Annotated in this window: 16 protein-coding genes; 10 read left to right on the top strand and 6 right to left on the bottom strand. The window is 59.6% G+C overall.

Annotation, left to right across the window (positions count from 1 at the left end):
• Positions 1-14: 14 nt before the first annotated feature.
• From AU465_RS10390 to AU465_RS10415, 6 genes are all read right to left on the bottom strand, one after another.
• Complete coding sequence (locus tag AU465_RS10390; RefSeq protein ID WP_192246586.1) at positions 15-794, bottom strand: LamB/YcsF family protein; 780 nt, start codon at positions 792-794, stop codon at positions 15-17.
• Between the two features lie 30 nt (positions 795-824).
• The gene (locus AU465_RS10395) at positions 825-1,220 is read right to left on the bottom strand and encodes a biotin attachment protein (RefSeq protein WP_192246588.1); all 396 of its coding nucleotides are present in this window, start codon (positions 1,218-1,220) and stop codon (positions 825-827) included.
• On the bottom strand, positions 1,217-2,584 hold the full coding sequence (gene accC, locus AU465_RS10400) for an acetyl-CoA carboxylase biotin carboxylase subunit (RefSeq protein ID WP_192246590.1): 1,368 nt from the start codon (positions 2,582-2,584) through the stop codon (positions 1,217-1,219). Before accC ends, AU465_RS10395 begins: the two co-directional genes overlap by 4 nt.
• Before the next feature lie 5 nt (positions 2,585-2,589).
• On the bottom strand, positions 2,590-3,024 hold the full coding sequence (locus AU465_RS10405) for an acetyl-CoA carboxylase biotin carboxyl carrier protein (protein ID WP_192246592.1): 435 nt from the start codon (positions 3,022-3,024) through the stop codon (positions 2,590-2,592).
• 5 nt (positions 3,025-3,029) lie between these two features.
• A complete protein-coding gene (locus tag AU465_RS10410; RefSeq protein WP_192246594.1) occupies positions 3,030-4,232 on the bottom strand; it encodes a pyridoxal phosphate-dependent aminotransferase in 1,203 nt (400 codons plus the stop codon).
• Positions 4,233-4,437: 205 nt separating this feature from the next.
• A complete protein-coding gene (locus AU465_RS10415) occupies positions 4,438-5,322 on the bottom strand; it encodes a DMT family transporter (RefSeq protein WP_192246596.1) in 885 nt (294 codons plus the stop codon).
• 292 nt (positions 5,323-5,614) lie between these two features.
• Between AU465_RS10415 and AU465_RS10420 the strand changes: the two genes are divergently transcribed.
• From AU465_RS10420 to AU465_RS10465, 10 genes are all read left to right on the top strand, one after another.
• Positions 5,615-7,699 carry an NADH:flavin oxidoreductase gene (locus AU465_RS10420; RefSeq protein ID WP_192246598.1) on the top strand — a complete coding sequence of 695 codons (2,085 nt, stop codon included), beginning with the start codon at positions 5,615-5,617 and terminating at the stop codon, positions 7,697-7,699.
• A 710-nt stretch (positions 7,700-8,409) separates the two neighbouring features.
• The gene (gene glmS / locus AU465_RS10425) at positions 8,410-8,880 is read left to right on the top strand and encodes a methylaspartate mutase subunit S (protein ID WP_192246600.1); all 471 of its coding nucleotides are present in this window, start codon (positions 8,410-8,412) and stop codon (positions 8,878-8,880) included.
• Complete coding sequence (locus tag AU465_RS10430) at positions 8,877-10,241, top strand: glutamate mutase L (RefSeq protein WP_192246602.1); 1,365 nt, start codon at positions 8,877-8,879, stop codon at positions 10,239-10,241. The genes glmS and AU465_RS10430 overlap by 4 nt, the downstream gene beginning before the upstream one ends.
• A 41-nt stretch (positions 10,242-10,282) precedes the next feature.
• Positions 10,283-11,755 (top strand): methylaspartate mutase subunit E, encoded by a 1,473-nt coding sequence (locus tag AU465_RS10435; RefSeq protein ID WP_210325054.1) that lies wholly within the window; start codon positions 10,283-10,285, stop codon positions 11,753-11,755.
• A gap of 10 nt (positions 11,756-11,765) precedes the next feature.
• Positions 11,766-13,028 (top strand): methylaspartate ammonia-lyase, encoded by a 1,263-nt coding sequence (locus AU465_RS10440; protein ID WP_192246604.1) that lies wholly within the window; start codon positions 11,766-11,768, stop codon positions 13,026-13,028.
• A complete protein-coding gene (locus AU465_RS10445; protein ID WP_246505956.1) occupies positions 13,025-14,194 on the top strand; it encodes a CaiB/BaiF CoA transferase family protein in 1,170 nt (389 codons plus the stop codon). Before AU465_RS10440 ends, AU465_RS10445 begins: the two co-directional genes overlap by 4 nt.
• A 208-nt stretch (positions 14,195-14,402) precedes the next feature.
• A complete protein-coding gene (locus AU465_RS10450; protein WP_246505957.1) occupies positions 14,403-15,812 on the top strand; it encodes an acyclic terpene utilization AtuA family protein in 1,410 nt (469 codons plus the stop codon).
• Positions 15,809-16,132: a DUF4387 domain-containing protein gene (locus AU465_RS10455; protein WP_192246606.1), complete on the top strand. Its 324-nt coding sequence runs from the start codon at positions 15,809-15,811 to the stop codon at positions 16,130-16,132. The genes AU465_RS10450 and AU465_RS10455 overlap by 4 nt, the downstream gene beginning before the upstream one ends.
• Before the next feature lie 6 nt (positions 16,133-16,138).
• Complete coding sequence (locus AU465_RS10460; RefSeq protein WP_192246608.1) at positions 16,139-17,632, top strand: fumarate hydratase; 1,494 nt, start codon at positions 16,139-16,141, stop codon at positions 17,630-17,632.
• 63 nt (positions 17,633-17,695) lie between these two features.
• The gene (locus tag AU465_RS10465) at positions 17,696-17,899 is read left to right on the top strand and encodes a hypothetical protein (protein ID WP_192246610.1); all 204 of its coding nucleotides are present in this window, start codon (positions 17,696-17,698) and stop codon (positions 17,897-17,899) included.
• The last annotated feature ends 42 nt before the right edge of the window (positions 17,900-17,941 follow it).

Consider the following 17,941-nt stretch of genomic DNA (forward strand, 5'->3'; position numbering starts at 1 on the left):
AGGCGCGGCCGAGGTCAGACCGCAGCGGCGAACGCCCTGACCCTGACACCGCCCTTTTCGAGGCGGGCTCGCACGCGGGCCGCGATGGCGACCGCCGCCGGCGTGTCGCTGTGGACGCAGACCGAGTCGATCGGCGTCTTCAGCAAGTGTCCGGAAATCGTCTCGATGGCGCCTTGCGTAACCATCCGCACCACACGCTCCGCCGCCTTCTCGGCGTCGTGAATGACGGCGCCCTCCAGCTTGCGCGAGACGAGGAACCCCTCTTCCGTATAGGCGCGATCGGCGAAGATCTCGGACTTGACCGACAGGCCCGCCTCGCGCGCGATCCTATCCTGGAAGCCAAGCGCGATCGCCAAGCAGATCAGGCCGGGATCGACTGCTTTGACGGCGCGTGTCACCGCTTCGGCGACGTTGCGGTCAGTCTGGGTCAGGTTGCCGAGCGCGCCATGCGCCTTCACATAGCGGATCGGGTGCCCGGCGTAGGTGGAAAGCGCTTGTGCCGCGCCGATCTGGTATGCCACCAGCCTTTCGATCTCGTCGGCCGAATGCGGAATTGTGCGCCGTCCAAATCCCCACAGGTCGGCGAAGCTCGGATGCGCGCCGACGGCGACGCCCTTCGAGCGCGCCATCGAAAAGGTCGCCGCCATGATCTCTGGATCGCCGGCGTGAAAGCCGCAGGCGACGTTGGCGGAGCTGACGATGTCGAGGATCGCTGCGTCGTCGCCGAGCCTATAGGCGCCAAAACCTTCGCCCATGTCCGAATTGATGTCGACCTCTAGCCCGCTGTCCGTCATGACGACTTCCTCAGAATTCTCAAAAAAAAATCACAGCAGCTCGTAGAGTGGCGTGCCGTAACCAACGACAGTGCCGTCCTCGACCAACGCAGCTCCCAGCGCGCCGTCCGCCGGCGTGACGATGGCCTTCAGGCAGGCGCCGATCTGCAAGACACCGACCGTCTCGCCCTTTCGGACCGATCGGCCGGTTTCGACAACCGGATGGCCGGTCGTCGGGTGAACGAGACGGAATATCCCGACGCCTGGCGCACGCACGCCCTTGAAGACCGCCTCGGCCTTTGCGGCTTCGGCCACCATCGCGCCTGGCTCGGCATTGCCGGATTGAATATGCAGGCGAAGCGAAAAGCCCGTCTCCGCCAGTTCGATCTCACTGACGCCCGCAGCCGCGCACCAGGCTGCCAGCTTCTCGATCTCCTCAACCGTCATCGCGGACCTCGCCCGTCGAGCAGGCCGCCTTCGATCAGGCGTTCGAGATGATGAATATCGAACCCCCCGGCGGCGAAGCCGGGCTCCTCCATCAAGATGCCGTGCAGCGGCGCGTTGGTGGCGATACCGGCCGTCTCCATCTCGGCCAGCGCCCCCTTCATCCTGCGGATTGCGTCGGCCCGCGTCGCGCCATGCGCGAGCAGCTTGGCCACCAGGGAATCGTAATGGGGCGGCACGGTGTAGCCGGAGTAGAGGTGAGACTCGACCCGTATCCCCGGGCCGCCCGGCGGCGTCCAGCGCTCGACCCGTCCCGGATGCGGTCGGAAGCTGTAAGGGTCCTCGGCGTTGATGCGGCATTCGACGGCGTGGCCCTCGAAGCGGATGTCTTCCTGCTTGAAGGACAGATGCTCGCCCAGTGCGATCCGGACCTGCTCGCGCACGATGTCGATGCCAGTAACCAGTTCAGTGACGGGATGCTCGACCTGCACGCGGGTGTTCATCTCGATGAAATAGAATCGCCCATCCTCATAGAGGAACTCGAACGTGCCGGCGCCCGTGTAGCCGATCGCCAGGCAGGCGCGGGCGCAGAGGCCGCTGATGCCGGCGATCGCCTCACGGGCGATACCGGGTGCCGGCGCTTCCTCGATGATCTTCTGGTGGCGCCGTTGCATGGAGCAGTCCCGCTCGCCCAGCCAGACGGCATTGCCGTGCCGGTCAGCCAGGATCTGGATTTCGACATGGCGCGGATGCTCGAGGAATTTTTCCAGGTAGACCTGCGGGTTGCCGAAGGCCCGGCCGGCTTCTTCGCGTGCCAGCGCTACGGCTTCCGTCAACGCGCCTTCCGCCCGCACGATGCGCATGCCGCGCCCGCCTCCGCCGCCGGCCGCCTTGACGATGACCGGATAGCCGATCGTTCCGGCAGTGGCCCGCACCGCTTGATCGTCCTGCGGCAGCGCGCCTTCCGAGCCCGGAACGCAGGGAACGCCGGCAGCCATCATCGCCCGCTTCGCTGCAACCTTGTCACCCATGATGCGGATCGCCGCCGCCGACGGCCCGATGAAAACAAGGCCCGCATTTTCCACCGCCTCGGCGAAGGCCGCGTTCTCCGAAAGGAAGCCGTATCCTGGATGGATCGCGCCTGCGCCGGTGAGTTGCGCGGCCGTGATGATCTCGGCGATGTTGAGATAGCTGTCGGCCGAAGCCGCCGGCCCGATGCAAATCGACTTGTTCGCCAGCGCCACGTGGCGAAGGCTCGCATCGGCTTCCGAATAGGCCGCCACAGTCTTCAATCCGAGGTCGCGGCAGGAGCGCAGGATGCGCAGCGCGATTTCACCCCGATTGGCGATGAGGACGGTGTCGAACATTGCGCTCAGCCCGCCTCTTCCAGAACGAACAGCACGTCGCCCGACTGCACGGCAGCATGGTCCTCGAAAGCGATCTCGACGATCCTTCCGGCGCGATCGGATTCCACGACGTTGAAAGTCTTCATGGCTTCGAGAACGCCGATCTTGCGACCCTCCTCGACCATGTCGCCCACCGAGACGAGCGGAGGTTCATTCTCGCCGGCGGAGCGATAGAACATGCCTGTGAGCGGCGCGCGGATCGCATGCCGGGCAACGGTGGCATCCGAAGGTGCGGCGGCGGTCGCGCCGGCAACCGGCACTGCTTGCAATGGCGATCCGGCCTGCGGCGCCGACGCCTGCTTGGCGATGCGGACGCGAAGTTCATCGCGTTCGATCTGCAACTCGCCGATCGGCGATCGCGAGACGAGGTCGATAAGTTCCTGGACGAACTTCAGGTCCATAGCCGCTACCGCAACGCTTGGATAGCCTCGGCGATGCGCCCGATTGCTTTCTCGATCAGGTCCATCGACGTGGCTATGGAAATGCGGAAATGAGGCGACAAGCCATAGGCCGAACCTTGCACCACCGCGACCCGCGCTTGATCGAGCAGATAGAGCGATAGATCCTCGTCGCTATCGATGAGGGAACCATCCCAACGCCGGCGACCCATCAGCGCCGAGCAGTTGGGATAGAGGTAAAAAGCGCCTTGCGGCTTCTGGCAGGTAAGCCCGGGGATTGCTCGCAGGAGCTCCAATGCACGATCGCGCCTGGACTGGAACTCAAGCGCTCGTGGGCCCAGAAAATCCTGTGGTCCTTCCAGTGCAGCAATGGTTGCGGCCTGCGAGATGGACGACGGATTGGACGTGCTCTGGCTTTGCACTGTCGCCATGGCGCGGATCAGCTGTGCCGGGCCGCCGGCGTAGCCGATCCGCCAGCCTGTCATGGCATAGGCCTTCGACACGCCGTTGACCGTCAGCGTGCGCTCCTTCAGCCGCGGTTCGACAGCGGCGATCGTGTGGAAAGCGCGGCCGTCGAACAGGATATGCTCATAGATGTCGTCGGTCAGGACATGAATGTGGGGGTGGTCGAGCAGCACTGCGGCCAGCGCAGCAAGCTCGTCACGGCTGTAGACGGCGCCCGTCGGGTTGGAGGGGGTATTCAGGAGAAGCCATTTCGTGCGGGTGGTGATGGCCGCGTGCAGAGCATACGGCGTGAGCTTGAAGCCAAGCTCCTCTCCGCATGGAACGACCACGGGCTTGCCTTCGCCCAGAAGCACGATGTCGGTATAAGAAACCCAATAGGGCGCGGGGACGATGACCTCGTCGCCCGGCGCGAGCGTTGCCAGCAGGGCGTTGTAGATGATCTGCTTTGCGCCGCCCGCAACTGTTATTTCTGAAGGCCTGTAGTCGAGGCCGTTTTCGCGCTTGAACTTGTCCACCACCGCCTTCTTCAGCGCTGCCGTTCCGTCCACCGCCGTGTAGCGCGTCTCTCCCCTGCGCATCGCCTCATAGGCGGCTTCGACGACATGCAAAGGCGTCGTGAAATCCGGCTCACCAGCACTCAGGCCGATGACGTCGATCCCGGCTGCGCGCATTTCGATCGCGCGAGCGGTGACCGCCATGCTCGGGCTTGGCTTGATGACGTTAAGACGGGGAGCGAGGAGGCCCACGGAACATTTCCTTGGCTTATCACCCGAGATCCTCATCGGGCTAAAATTGGATAATGTATTCCAAATCTTTCGTCAAACGCCTTTCTTCCCGACGGACCGGTCGCGCCGCGCGTCGACGGCATCACGACCTTTGTTTGCCAACGCATGGCCCGTCGTTCAGGTCGAAAACTTCCAATTTCACAGCTCCAGCGAGCCAGCCAGGGAACTACGGTATCGCTGTTCTCGATCGCTTTGCTTGAGAATGCTCCCGCCACACTGAAAACATCCCCGACCCGACTACCAGAAATGCTCCGACGCCCATGTTCCAGGTAAGCGCCTCATTGAAGAACACGACAGCGACGGCGATGCCGAATAGGAGTTGCAGATAGATCAAAGGCTGGACCTCAAGCGCCTCGAGAACCGCATAGGCGCGGATGAGGAAGTAGTGGCCCAGCGCGCCGGTCAGGCAGAGCGAGGCCATGGGCAGCCAATCCGAGTGCTCGATGGATTCCCAGCACAGAACTCCGGGTACGGTTGAGAATACCGCTCCAAAGACGCCGGTGTACAATGCGCTCGTTTGAAAGCTGTCTCGCCGGCCGACAGCTCGGGTTCCGACACCGTATAGAGCGTTCAAGATAGCACCGCTAACAGGCAGGAGCAGCGCAAAGTCACCATGCACGGTGACTGGGTTTATGATGATTATTACACCGATCAACCCGACGACGACGGCAGTTGCACGGCGCCAACCGACGATCTCTCCGAGCAACGGCACCGAAAGAAATGTCACGAGAAGAGGGGTGACTTGGAGAATTGCCATGCTTGTCGCCAGCCCGGCATACTTGTAGGCCCAAACGCAAAGGGCGCTTGCCGAAACCAGAAGCAATCCCCTTGCGATCTGGAGAAGCGGATTTAGGCTTTGAATAGCGCTCCGCATTCCCCCCGGTGACGTCGCGGCCAATATGCTTACGAAAACGGCAAAGCCCCAAAATCGCACCATTGTGATAAAGAATGGCGAGTATTTCTCACCCAGCAATCTGCTGAAGCCGTCGAGGGCCGCGAACGTGCACACAGTCAGGAGAGCGAACACGTAGCCGGATGTTTTGGCTTTCATAGCTTGTCAGTCGAAGCTCATGTGGGTGGATGTCGCGCCAACGGCAGGCAAACGCTTGATAATGTTATCCACAATTAATTGATTGCATACAATCGCGAGCAGGCCTTGGCCCAACCGTTTGCCGCTTTCAGGCGGGAACGGCTTTCAGCTCACGTTTTGATGTTCGGATGCAATTCAACTCTTTCCTATTTCAAATCGGCATGATTGGATACGCTTCGACAATTTTTTATAAATCTGCCAACGGCACGCCCCGCCGGGTGGCTGCGTGACTCGTTGAAGGAAAGGGCAAAAAATGAGTGATGCTCAGCCAGTTGCCGCTACGACCTCTGGCGCGAAACCGGCGGCGTACCGGGCGCTCTTCGAGGAGTTCACGATCAAGAACCTAACGCTTAAGAACAGAATAATGAGCACCTCGCACGCCCCGGCATATGGCGAGCACGGGATGCCCACGGAGCGGTACCAAAGATACCACGAAGAGAAAGCGAAGGGCGGACTGGCGTTGACGATGTTCGGCGGCGCTTCGGCAATTGCTCCAGACTCTCCGCCTTCGTTCGGTCAGCTATACGTCGGAAGCGACGAAATCATACCCCATTTTACGCGGTTCTCGGAACGAATTCATAGGCACGGCACCGCTTTGATGTGCCAGTTGAGCCATGTGGGTCGCCGCACACATGCAAACCGGGATGGCTGGCTGCCTGCATTGTCTGCGTCAAACTTGAAAGAGCCGGCTCACGGTTCTTTTCCAAAGGCAATGGAGGCTGGGGATTTCAAAAGGGTGGCGACATCGTACGCGGACGCGGCATCACGATGTCAGCAAGGAGGCTTGGATGGGTGCGAGCTCCTCATCGCGGGCCATCTGATCGGCCAATTTTGGTCGCCCTTGGTGAACCAAAGGACCGACGCGTACGGGGGATCGCTGGAGAACCGACTCCGCTTCGGTTTCGAGGTATTGAGCACGATTAGGGACCGCGTTGGCCCTGATTTCATTGTCGGAATCCGCTACACTGCGGACGAAATGTTGGAGGGTGGGATTGGTCTTGACGAGGGGATCGAGATCGCCCGCCTCCATGAGAAATCCGGGTTGGTCGATTTCCTCAACATCAACGGCTCAAACAACTGGACCAATGCAGGCGTCGCTTCAACAGTCCCAGGCATGGCCTATCCAAGCCCGACTTATGCAAACATTGCTCGAGATGTGCGCAAGGCTGTGCGCCTGCCGCTGCTCCATGCCACCCGCATCACCGACTTTGCGACCGCGGACGCGATCATAAAGGATGGAATCGTTGATATGGTCGGGATGACCCGAGCCCATATCGCGGATCCTCACCTCGTCGAGAAATATCGGACGGGTCGTGAAGCCGAAATCCGCCCGTGTGTTGGCGCAAGTTATTGCATCGATCGTATTTACAAGGGCGGAGATGCACTGTGCGTGCACAACGTCGCGACAGGACGAGAGTCGTTCATCCCGCACAAGATTGCCCGGACCAGTGGTGCGAAACGAAAGGTCGTCGTCGTTGGAGGTGGTCCCGGGGGGATGGAAGCCGCAAGGGTCGCAGCCGAACGGGGGCACCATGTAACCCTTTTCGAGGCAGCCGATGAATTGGGAGGTCAGGTTATTTTGGCTTCTCAACTCGAATGGCGCCGCGATTTGATCGGCATTACTCGATGGCTGGCAGATCGGCTTCAGGCGCTCGATGTCGACATCCGTTACAATAGCTATGCCGAAGCCGACGACGTTGCTTCGTTGAACCCCGAGGTCGTCATCGTTGCTACTGGCGGATTGCCCAACATGGCTCTCGTTGAAGGGGGGGAGCTGGCCGTAAGCAGCTGGGAAGTCCTGGATCGCTCAGTAAAGCCAGCCGATAACGTTCTGGTCTATGACGACAATGGTGGTCACGCGGGCCCCGTCGCAGCCCAGTATCTGGCCGCGGCGGGAAGCCAGGTTGAATTGATCACCCCGGATGTCGAGGTAGGGCATCAGATTGGAACGACGAATGCCATCGTTCATCGCAAGTATCTTTACAGCCAGGGGGTCGTCCTTACTCCCGACCGGCGCGTGACGAAGGTCGAACGGCGAGGCAACGCTTTCGAGGTTACGATACGCAACGAATACTCGAATTTGATAGAGAAAAGAAGCGTCGAGCAAGTTGTGATCGAATGCGGTACAATTCCGAACGACGGCATCTATTTCGATCTTGTAGAACGATCTGTGAACCGAGGTATGTACGATCTCACTGCTTTTGCGGCGGGACGACTGCAGACAGAATGTGTAAATCCCCAAGGGGAGTTCGAACTGTATCGTTTGGGGGACGCTGTAGCCAGCAGAGACATCCATGCCGCAATGTACGATGCCGTTCGTATATGCAAGGACCTATGAAATAGGATTGTCAGTGGCGCGGCACGAGGCTGTCGCCGCCAGCAAACCAGCCGAGGAGTTGTCCGGCCCCCACTTGATTCACCACTTGGCGCGGTTTTCTAAGCCTGATCGAAAGTCGGCTGCGTATCTGCAGTGGTACGCCAAGGGGGCCCACCGCATTTACGGCAAGACAATCTAGCAACAGATGGGCGTTGTCGGCGCCATCACGCCATGGAACTTTCCCGCTTCGATCGGCGAACATCATTGCACACAATGTTGACCATCGTTTCGAGCGGCGAACGTTTCCAGCTACGATCGGGGCGTCGACCGCGATCCCCTACTGCTGACCTACGCAAACAGCATCGGGTGTCGCGACCACAGGCGGCTTTCCGTCGTCGAACACGGATGCAACCCATTGCCTATCGTATACTATCATGCTATCGTTGTATAAAATTCGGCGGAAGCATTCAAGACCGTCGCTGAAAAGGCTCGTGAGAAATGCGCCAATGGCTGTCGTCTCCAAAGTTGCGGCCGACGACCGGTCAACGCGCAATGATCACCGAATGACATCAAGACAAGGCTGGCAATCCCAGCGGCATTTCAAGGGCGGCCCGCTTCGCATCTCAAAGATAAGCAAACCTTATCTATCGCTTGCAAGCATTAAGCAATATTGACTTCTTGGCACAAGTGGCTAACAGACCCGGCGGTGAATAGCGAAAGGCGAGTTCCAAGTGGCTGCACCGACATTCAAAGTGGTTCTCGGCGTGATTGGAGCCGACTGTCACGCAGTGGGGAACAAAATCATCATGAGCGTGCTCGAGCCACTCGGTTTCGACGTGGTCAATCTCGGGGTCATGGTGAGCCAGGATGAGTTTATCGATGCAGCGATCGAAACTGGCGCCGAGGCGATCCTTGTTTCGTCAATTTATGGCCATGGTGAGATCGATTGCATGGGCTTCAGGGACCGCTGCATCGAGCGCGGGCTGGCAGACATGTTGCTTTATGTCGGCGGCAACCTGGTGGTTGGGAAACGTGAATTCTCGGCAATCGAGGCCCTGTTCATGGGGATGGGTTTTGATCGCGTGTTCAAGCCAAGCGTCGACCTTGCGGTGGTCGCCGACCTGCTCAAAACCGACATTGAAAAGAGGCGCGTTGCCGGCACAGCCGGTAGTGGGGTCGCCTCGCTGCGAAATGTGGGATGAGACTCGTCTCGGTCGACATCGGGTCCACGTGGACGAAGGGCGCGAGTTTTGTGCTATCGGATCACGATAGCCTGCATGTGACGAAACGGGCGGCACGACCAACCACTGTCGATGATCTTTCGCGCGGGTTCGAAAGCGTCGTTGCCGAATTGACCGAAGCCGGAAATCCCGACGAGCTTTTTTACTCCTCGTCGGCAAAGGGCGGACTGGCCATTGCTGCAATTGGGATAGTGCCCGATCTGACAGCGGAGATGGCAAAGCTTACCGCCTATTCCGCAGGTGCCAAAATAACCAACAGTTTCGCCTACGAATTGTCCTCGGCCGATATTTCTGCTCTTCGCGCATCCAACCCGGACATCATTCTGCTCGCCGGCGGATCTGATGGAGGAAACCGTCACTACCCGATCAAAAACGCTTCAGCCTTGGCGAAAGCCAACCTAAGTGCCACCGTCGTGTTTGCAGGCAACCGTGACGCGCGCGACGAAGTCGAAGGCACCCTTGCAGGGCACGATCTTGTCTGCGTCGAAAACCTCCTGCCGAGTCTGGAGTGTCCTAACCCTGAGCCGGCTCGCGCCGCGATTCGGGACTTGTTCCTCCAGCGGATCACCAAAGGCAAGGGCCTCGACAAGATCATTATTGCCACCGGACGCGAGCCTCAACCCACGCCGTATTCGCTGTTCGAGTATTGCCGATCGATCGCGGAGCTAGCCCCGGAGTTCGGGGAGTTCATGATCATCGACATGGGGGGAGCGACCACCGACGTCTATTCGGCGCATGAGGAGAAGACCCAAGGCGGCGTCATCCGTCGCGGGCTGCCCGAAGGCAAGATCAAACGAACCGTCGAAGGCGACCTCGGAATGCGGGTATCGGCCCGCACCGCCGCAATGGCTGCGCGCAAACTCTACCCCTTAGAAAATCTGGACGAAGGATCCGCATTCGCGGAGTTTGTCGAAAAGGCAGCTCTCTGTCCGGAAACGCTTACGAAGGAAGTCCACGAGGCCCGGTTCGATGCCGTCCTCGCGAGTGCCAACATAGCGCAATCTGTCATGCGACATTCAGGGCGGAGTCATGAAGTCTGCACCGCCGATGGAATTGTGACGATACAGGCAGGACGCGACCTGTCGCGAGTCTCATGGGTAATTGGGACGGGTGGCTACCTGGCTGCATCGACCAGCTTCAATCCCCGGGAATGCATCTCCAGCCTGGGAACGGACGAGCATGGGAAGCGGGTGCTCGCTCCTCGCAACGCGCGCTATCTGCGCGATCCAGGATATCTGTTTCCTCTTCTGGCCAACATAGCGTCCACCCACCCGTCAGCTGCAGTCAGGGCCGGCCTCCAGACACTCGTTGAAGAGATCTAATCACCCAGGTCCAACCTCGTGTCAGATGATTGAAGTGCAACATGATGATGATCGAGAATAAGAAGCTATCTCGGGCCGATTATCAGTCTGAGCGAGAACAGGTCCTCCAAACCTGGCCCACGGGCCGCGACGTTGAATTCGCGAGCGCCATATCTCGTCATCGGGATATGGAGGACAGGAAGAAGTTTCCGATAGCCCTGGCGCGAGCGGCAGCTAATGGCCGTACGCTCCTGCAACCGCGAGCTGGAGTCGCGCTGCTGCGGGAACACACCCAGCTACTCCAGGACCTTTCTCCCTACTGCGATGTTCTCCCCACAACTGTTGACGCTTACACGCGCCACAATCGCTATCATGAGGCGCAGAAAGGCATCGAGAGATCCAGGGCCGCCGGCACTTCCCTTTTGAACGGATTCCCACCTGTAAACCATGGCGTGGACGGTTGCAGGCGTCTTATCGATGCTTTGGAGAAGCCAGTCCAGGTCAGGCATGGTACCCCGGACGCCCGCTTGATGGCCGAAATTACCCTTTGTGCTGGTTTTTCCAGCTTCGAGGGCGGCGGGATCTCCTACAACATCCCCTACGCCAAGAGTGTTCCACTTGAGAGATCTATCCGACACTGGCAGTACTGCGATCGCCTGATCGGCCTCTATGAAGAGGAAGGCATCCGGATAAATCGCGAGCCCTTTGGTCCCCTAACTGGGACGCTCGTACCTCCTTTTGCGTCACACACTGTGGCTTTGCTCGAGGGGCTGCTCGCCCTTGAACAAGGCGCAAAATGTATCACGCTCGGATACGGCCAAGCCGGCAACCTGGCGCAGGACATCGCCGCAATCCGATCGCTTAGCAACCTGGCGGCGTATTACTTTTCTGAATTCGGGCACGACGATTACGCGCTTTCGACCGTGTTTCACCAATGGATGGGCGGCTTCCCGGAAAACGAAGCCCAAGCCTATTCAGTGATTGCGCTCGGTGCGGCGGCCGCGAAGTTCGCCGGGGCGACAAAGATTATCGTTAAGACGCCTCATGAGGCCAGCGGCGTACCCACCATGGAAGCGAACCGTTCGGGCCTCCAGGCCACGGCGCAGATGCTGAACATGATTGGCGACCAGAAAAAGTTAGAGACCGACGAGATCCTCCAGGAGACGGCTGTCATCGAGCGCGAGGTGCATGCCGTGATGCGCAAAGTGATTGAGCTTGGCGGCGGAGATGTCGCGCGTGGCGCGGTCCTGGCATTCGAGGCGGGCGTCATGGACATCCCATTCGCGCCTGCAAGCGTCAACGCCGGCCGTATGACGCCTATCCGCGATAACAACGGCGCGATCCGAGTCTTCGCCAAGGGAGATATTCCGCTTCCGGACGACATTGTTGCGTTCCATCGGGAGAAGATTGCCGAGCGGGCTACATGCGAAGGCCGAGAGGCCTCCTTCCAAATGGTCGTCGACGACGTGCGGGCGATTTCCGCAAGCACTCTGATCGGCCGCCCGCAAGCGACGAACATTGACAGCCCTTTCTGACGAGCCGGCGATGAAGATCATAGACGTTCAATTTTCGGCTGGCTTGTCCTCGTTCTACTTCGACGATCAGGCGGCCATCAAGGCCGGTGCTCGGCAAAACGGTTTCATTTACGTTGGCAATACGTCAACGCCTGGGTTCGACACAATCAGGCAATCTGGAGAAGCTGTCAGCGTTCTTCTTCTATTGGAGAACGGACTTTGGGCCGAGGGCGACTGCGCCGCAGTTCAATATTCAGGCGCGGGAGGCCGCGATCCGCTCTTCAACGCTGCCCAATACATCCCGTTCATGAAAGAAGTGCTTCAGCCGCTCCTTGTCGGCAGGGATGTACGCGACTTCGCTGGAAATGCTCGGTTCTTCGATGGTCTTGCACACCAGGGACGACAACTTCACACGGCGATCCGCTATGGATTGTCCCAGGCTTTGCTGGATGCGACAGCCAAGTCGTCGGGACGGCTCAAGATGGAGGTCATCTGTGATGAATACGACCTACCGGTCGAACTGAAGCCGCTTTCTCTTTTTGGCCAAAGCGGTGACGACCGCTACAACGCCGTCGACAAGATGATCATGAAACGCGTGGACGCGCTACCGCATGGCCTGATCAACAACGTCGAAGGCAAGCTCGGTCGCAGCGGCGGAAAGCTTAAGGAATATGTCACCTGGTTGACTCTCCGCATCGCGCAATTGCGCAGTGACCCCGGGTATGTTCCGGCGCTGCACATCGATGTCTATGGGACCATCGGAATTATCTTTGCCAACGATCCAAAGAAGATAGCCGCCTATCTGGCAGATCTCGGTCAACGTGCTTCGCCTTTTCAGCTCTATATCGAGGGGCCCGTCGACGCGGGAAACCGCACCGATCAGATCGCTCTGCTGCGCCAGATTCGGGACGAGCTCAGGAGCCGTTCGAGCACGGTTAAGATCGTGGCCGATGAATGGTGCAATACCTATGCCGACATCGTCGATTTCGTCGACGCCGATTGCTGCGACATGGTTCAGATCAAAACCCCCGATCTTGGCAGCATCCACAATACAGTCGAGGCGGTGTTGTACTGTCGCAGTCGCGGCACCGAGGCTTATCAGGGCGGCACCTGCAACGAGACAGATGTTTCGGCCCGTACCTGCCTTCACGTCGCTCAAGCAGTTCGGCCCGATCGGGTCCTCGTGAAACCCGGCATGGGTTTCGATGAGGGTATGACGATCGTCGCGAACGAGATGTACCGAAATCTGGCGATCCTTCAGGCGAAACACGCCGCCATGAGGTTAGAAATATGATTGCGACCAACCCGATGGCGATGAAGCCCTACGACAACCTGCTTGTCGTCTCCATAGAACAAGCGGTGGCGGCGCCCTTGTGCTCGTGTCATTTTGCGCAAGGCGGTGCCCGCGTCATAAAAGTAGAGCGCAGCGAAGGCGACTTTGCCCGCAAATACGACGGCGCGGTCAAGGGTGAGTCGTCCTACTTTGTGTGGGCGAACCACGGCAAGGAATCGCTCTGCCTTGACATCAAAGATCCTAAAGACGCCCGACTGCTGCGCGCGTTGGTAGCGAAGGCAGATATCTTTATCCAGAACCTTGCTCCCGGAGCAATGGAGCGAGCCGGTTTCGAAAGTGCTGGATTGAGGGCGCGAAATAAAAGGCTGATCACCTGCGATATCAGCGGCTATGGCGAAGACGGCGACTACCGCGACATGAAAGCGTACGACTTTCTGATCCAGTGCGAGAGTGGCTTGGTCGCCGTCAACGGCGCACCCGAGGCACCCGGTCGGATCGGCGTCTCGGTGTGTGACATCGGAGCGAGCATGAATGCCATTATTGGCATCCAGCAAGCCCTTTGGATGCGCGAGCGCACGGGCGTGGGCTCAGGGGTCCAAGTGTCGCTCTTCGACACTGCCGCCGACTGGATGACTGTTCCCCTGATGCACACTGTTTACGGTGGAAAGGCCCCGAAACCCGTCGGTTTGCATCACCCTTCCATTGCTCCCTACGGTGGTTTCGCGACCCGGGACGGCAAGATGCTTGCGATCTCGATTCAGAACGAGCGCGAATGGCATAACCTCTGTGAAGGTGTCCTTGGCGACGCCGATCTGGCGACCGATCCTAGGTTTTGCAATGCAACGCAGCGTGTTCGGAATCGGAGCGAGCTCGATGCATTGATCGCCGCGTTCTTCGAGACGCATGATCGGCGCGATCTGGAAGGCATGCTTCGCATTGCGGCTATCGCTTATGGCGGCGTGAATTCGGTAGAAGAGTTCGCAAGCCATCCGCAACTGCGCCGGCGTCCGGTGATGCTTGAATCAGGCGAAACCGTCCAATTGGCGGGCATCCCTGTCATCAATTCTTACGAGTCCCCCGAAAAGTCCATCAACCGGGTGCCTCGAATTGGCGAGCATTCGGCCGCAATACGCGCTGAGTTCGCATCGCTTGATGTTGATGCCTGATGGTGTGCAATTTTGCGATTGAGGCTACCAGCCACTGGCCCACCCTACTGTGCGTGCCAGCACACGACGAACGCTTCGCCGTGCGTGCGCCCTTGTGCAGTGCGGACGCCGTCATCCTCGATGTCAAGGAAAGCGTCCCCTCCCCTAGCAAGCCAGCGGCGCCACGCAATCTGGCGGTGCTTTGCACGAACTGTGTGGACATCTGGCCATGATGTCGGAAAGCAAGATGGCTGCACCTGCGGCGCGCGAGATCAAAGTGTTATCGCCCACGGCAATACTGGGATACGGTTTTCCGGAGTCGTCCTTCGAGGCGGGCCTGGCGCGCGATCCCGACGTCATTGCCGTGGATGCGGGATCTAGCGATCCAGGTCCTTACTACCTTGGAGCAGGGGTCTCGTTCACAGATCGAGCAGCGGTGAAGCGTGATCTGCGCCTGATGCTCCGGGCTGCCAGGGCACGCGATATACCCTTACTCATCGGCAGTGCCGGTGGGTGCGGTGCGCGTCCCCATCTTGATTGGACCCTCGACATCATCCGCGAAATCGCGACCGAGGACCGGCTTCGCGGTCGTCTGGCCGCCATTCCGGCCGACGTCGACAAGGCTGTGCTTTGCGATGCCTTGGCCAGCGGACGTATCAGCTCGCTGCCGGGTGTGCCGCTCGCCACGCCGGCGACCGTCAACGCAAGCACGCATATCGTGGCGCAAATGGGCGAGGAACCGCTCCTCGAAGCTCTCGCGAAGGGCGCTAACGTTATCGTCGCCGGACGCTGCTACGATCCGGCGGTATTTGCGGCAGTGCCGATTGCACGGGGGTTCGACCGTGCGCTGGCGCTTCACATGGGCAAGATACTCGAATGCGCCGCGATCGCGGCGACGCCGGGCAGCGGCAGCGATTGTATGCTGGGCACATTGTCTCATAGCGCCTTCACGCTTGAGGCACTGTCCCCTAACCGACGCTGCACCGTTGCATCGGTTGCAGCCCATACGCTCTATGAGAAGAGCGATCCCTACCATCTGCCTGGTCCCGGTGGCTCGCTGGATCTCACCGAAACCCGCTTCGAACAACTCGACGAGCATTGCGTTCGTGTCTCCGGCAGCCGCTTTTCGCCGGCACGCCGATATGCGGTGAAACTCGAGGGTGCCTCACCAAAGGGTTTCCGCACGATCTCAATCGCCGGAGCCCGAGATCCCGTCTTCATCGCCCAGATCGATACCATCATCGACGCGGCCCGTCGCCGCGTCGCTGACAACTTCGCCCAGGTCCCTGAAAGCGCCTACAGGTTGATCGTTCGCGTCTACGGCCGGGATGGCGTCATGGGCGAACTCGAGCCACAGAAAACGATCACCTCGCACGAGATCTGTCTCGTCATCGAGGCGGTAGCGGAGACCCAGGCGCTTGCCGACACGATCTGCGGCTTTGCCCGTGCCACGCTGCTGCATTTCGGTTATCCCGGCCGCATCTCGACTGCCGGCAACTTGGCCTTTCCCTACTCCCCCTCGGATTTCAAAGTTGGGCAGGTATTCGAGTTCAGCCTTTATCATCTGCTGGAGGTGGATGACCCCAACAGTCTGTTTTCCCCCGTCGAGATCACCGAGCTCCAGGGAAAGCTGCAATGAAGGGAACCCTCGCCGATGTCGCGCTCGTCGTGCGCAGCAAGAATGCGGGCCCGTTCGAATTGACGCTGGATGTCATCTTCAAGGAACGAAAAGGATTTGAACGTGCCCGCGATACGCAGCTGATCAACAAGGCGCTGATCAGTCGTCTCTATGGTGTCCCGGAAGAGGATGTTCTCGATATCGTCGCCTTCGAACCGGCGAATGCCATCAAGGCAACGATGAAGCGCCGCATCCCGTCCGCCGCTATCGGCGAAACTGACGTTTATGGTGCGCAGCAGCACGCCCCCCTGCTCGGTGTGCCCTTCGATACGGAGGCATAACCCCAATTGACCGAGATTCGTGAAGCCGACTTCGTTGATAGCATCGCTGAAGCGCTGCAATTCATCTCCTGCTATCACCCTCCAGATTTCATCCGAGGGCTGGCAGCCGCCTACGACCGTGAAGAGAGCTCGTCGGCGAAACAGGCAATCGGGCAGATCCTGGTGAACTCCCGCATGTGCGCCTTGGGACGGCGTCCCATTTGCCAGGATACCGGAATGGCGAACGTCTTCATCAAGCTCGGTATGGGCGCCCGGATGGTCAGCGAGCGATCCATGCAGGACTTGGTGGACGAGGCGGTGCGGCGAGCGTGGCGAGCCAGCGACAACCCTCTGCGCGCGTCGGTCGTCCACGACCCGCTGTTTGGGCGTGTCAACACTGGCGACAACACGCCGGCGATGGTGAGCGTTGAACTTGTTGCAGGGAGTGATGTCGCGGTCGACGTTTCCGCCAAAGGAGGTGGGTCGGAGAACAAGACCAAGTTCGCGGTCCTCGAGCCTTCAGAATCAATCGCTGACTGGGTCGTCCGAACTGTGGAGACCTTGGGGGCAGGTTGGTGTCCGCCCGGCGTCCTGGGAATCGGCGTGGGGGGAAGCGTCGACAAGGCGATGGCGATGGCGAAGGAATCGTTGAACGAGCCACTGGACATGCTCGAACTCAAGCGCCGTGGCCCGTCATCTAAAACCGAGGAAGTGCGGCTGGAAATCTTCGAGCGAGTAAACGCGCTCGGCATAGGTGCACAGGGTCTGGGAGGTATCACGACGGTTCTCGACGTGAAACTCCGCAGCTTTCCGACCCATGCCGCTTCCTTGCCTGTCGCGCTCATCCCCAACTGCGCGGCGACCCGGCATATCCATTTCGAACTAGACGGTTCAGGACCGGCGCAGTTCGATGTCCCGAACCTCAGCGACTGGCCTGACATCGTCATCGAACAGAGCCGGATTGGAACTCGCCGAGTAGATCTCGACCAGCTCGATGACGCCGAGGTCCAATCTTGGCGTCCCGGTGAGACCCTCTTGTTGTCGGGCACGCTGTTCACGGGACGCGATGCCGCACACAAGCGAATGGTCGAGACGCTCCGCGCCGGCAGCGCCCTTCCGGTCGATCTTAGGGGACGAGCTATCTACTACGTCGGTCCCGTCAGCCCCGTTGAAGGCGAGATCATTGGTCCGGCCGGCCCCACCACCGCAACGCGCATGGACCGTTTTGTCGAAGAGATCCTCGCCGGGACTGGTTTGAAGGTGATGATCGGCAAAGCCGAGCGCGGCCCCGCTGCGATAGAATCGATCGCGCGTCACAGGGCAGCCTATCTGATCGCCGTAGGCGGAGCGGCCTATCTGGTTTCAAAGGCGGTCCGTGCAGCCGAAGTGGTGGCCTACGCTGACCTTGGAATGGAGGCGATCTACCGTCTTCAGGTTGAAGATATGCCTGTGATGGTCGCGGTCGACAGCACGGGGACATCCGTCCACGACACGGGGCCGGCATTGTGGCGACGCACTTGATCAGCTTCGAAACATCATCAGGCGGAATACGCCGAGCGACCACCTGAAACGTAGGAGATATCCATGCTCAAGGGGCCGGAAGGGAGCACAGCAAAGGACGCAGAGGCAGATTTCCTGCGCCACTACCGACAGGTTGGCATTCGCGCCGTGATAGCAGCAACAAGGGCCAACTCGCCGAAGGTTCAAGACGTTTCACAAGCGCGGAGCGATTGGTCTGAGGCCAAATCGGCGATCGCGGATCGCCTGACCGTGTCTGAGCGCGATTAAGCCCGAGAGGCCATCGACATTAGATCTACCACCATCGCTCGA

Source organism: Mesorhizobium silamurunense, assembly GCF_014843905.1.
GTDB lineage: Bacteria > Pseudomonadota > Alphaproteobacteria > Rhizobiales > Rhizobiaceae > Mesorhizobium > Mesorhizobium silamurunense.

What these genes read in the sequence shown, in the direction of transcription:
- AU465_RS10390 (WP_192246586.1), bottom strand. Translation starts at nt 794, where the DNA reads ATGACGGACAGCGGGCTAGAGGTCGACATCAATTCGGACATGGGCGAA.
- AU465_RS10395 (WP_192246588.1), bottom strand. Translation starts at nt 1,220, where the DNA reads ATGACGGTTGAGGAGATCGAGAAGCTGGCAGCCTGGTGCGCGGCTGCG.
- accC (WP_192246590.1), bottom strand. Translation starts at nt 2,584, where the DNA reads ATGTTCGACACCGTCCTCATCGCCAATCGGGGTGAAATCGCGCTGCGC.
- AU465_RS10405 (WP_192246592.1), bottom strand. Translation starts at nt 3,024, where the DNA reads ATGGACCTGAAGTTCGTCCAGGAACTTATCGACCTCGTCTCGCGATCG.
- AU465_RS10415 (WP_192246596.1), bottom strand. Translation starts at nt 5,322, where the DNA reads ATGAAAGCCAAAACATCCGGCTACGTGTTCGCTCTCCTGACTGTGTGC.
- AU465_RS10420 (WP_192246598.1), top strand. Translation starts at nt 5,615, where the DNA reads ATGAGTGATGCTCAGCCAGTTGCCGCTACGACCTCTGGCGCGAAACCG.
- AU465_RS10430 (WP_192246602.1), top strand. Translation starts at nt 8,877, where the DNA reads ATGAGACTCGTCTCGGTCGACATCGGGTCCACGTGGACGAAGGGCGCG.
- AU465_RS10435 (WP_210325054.1), top strand. Translation starts at nt 10,283, where the DNA reads ATGATGATGATCGAGAATAAGAAGCTATCTCGGGCCGATTATCAGTCT.
- AU465_RS10440 (WP_192246604.1), top strand. Translation starts at nt 11,766, where the DNA reads ATGAAGATCATAGACGTTCAATTTTCGGCTGGCTTGTCCTCGTTCTAC.
- AU465_RS10445 (WP_246505956.1), top strand. Translation starts at nt 13,025, where the DNA reads ATGATTGCGACCAACCCGATGGCGATGAAGCCCTACGACAACCTGCTT.
- AU465_RS10450 (WP_246505957.1), top strand. Translation starts at nt 14,403, where the DNA reads ATGATGTCGGAAAGCAAGATGGCTGCACCTGCGGCGCGCGAGATCAAA.
- AU465_RS10455 (WP_192246606.1), top strand. Translation starts at nt 15,809, where the DNA reads ATGAAGGGAACCCTCGCCGATGTCGCGCTCGTCGTGCGCAGCAAGAAT.
- AU465_RS10465 (WP_192246610.1), top strand. Translation starts at nt 17,696, where the DNA reads ATGCTCAAGGGGCCGGAAGGGAGCACAGCAAAGGACGCAGAGGCAGAT.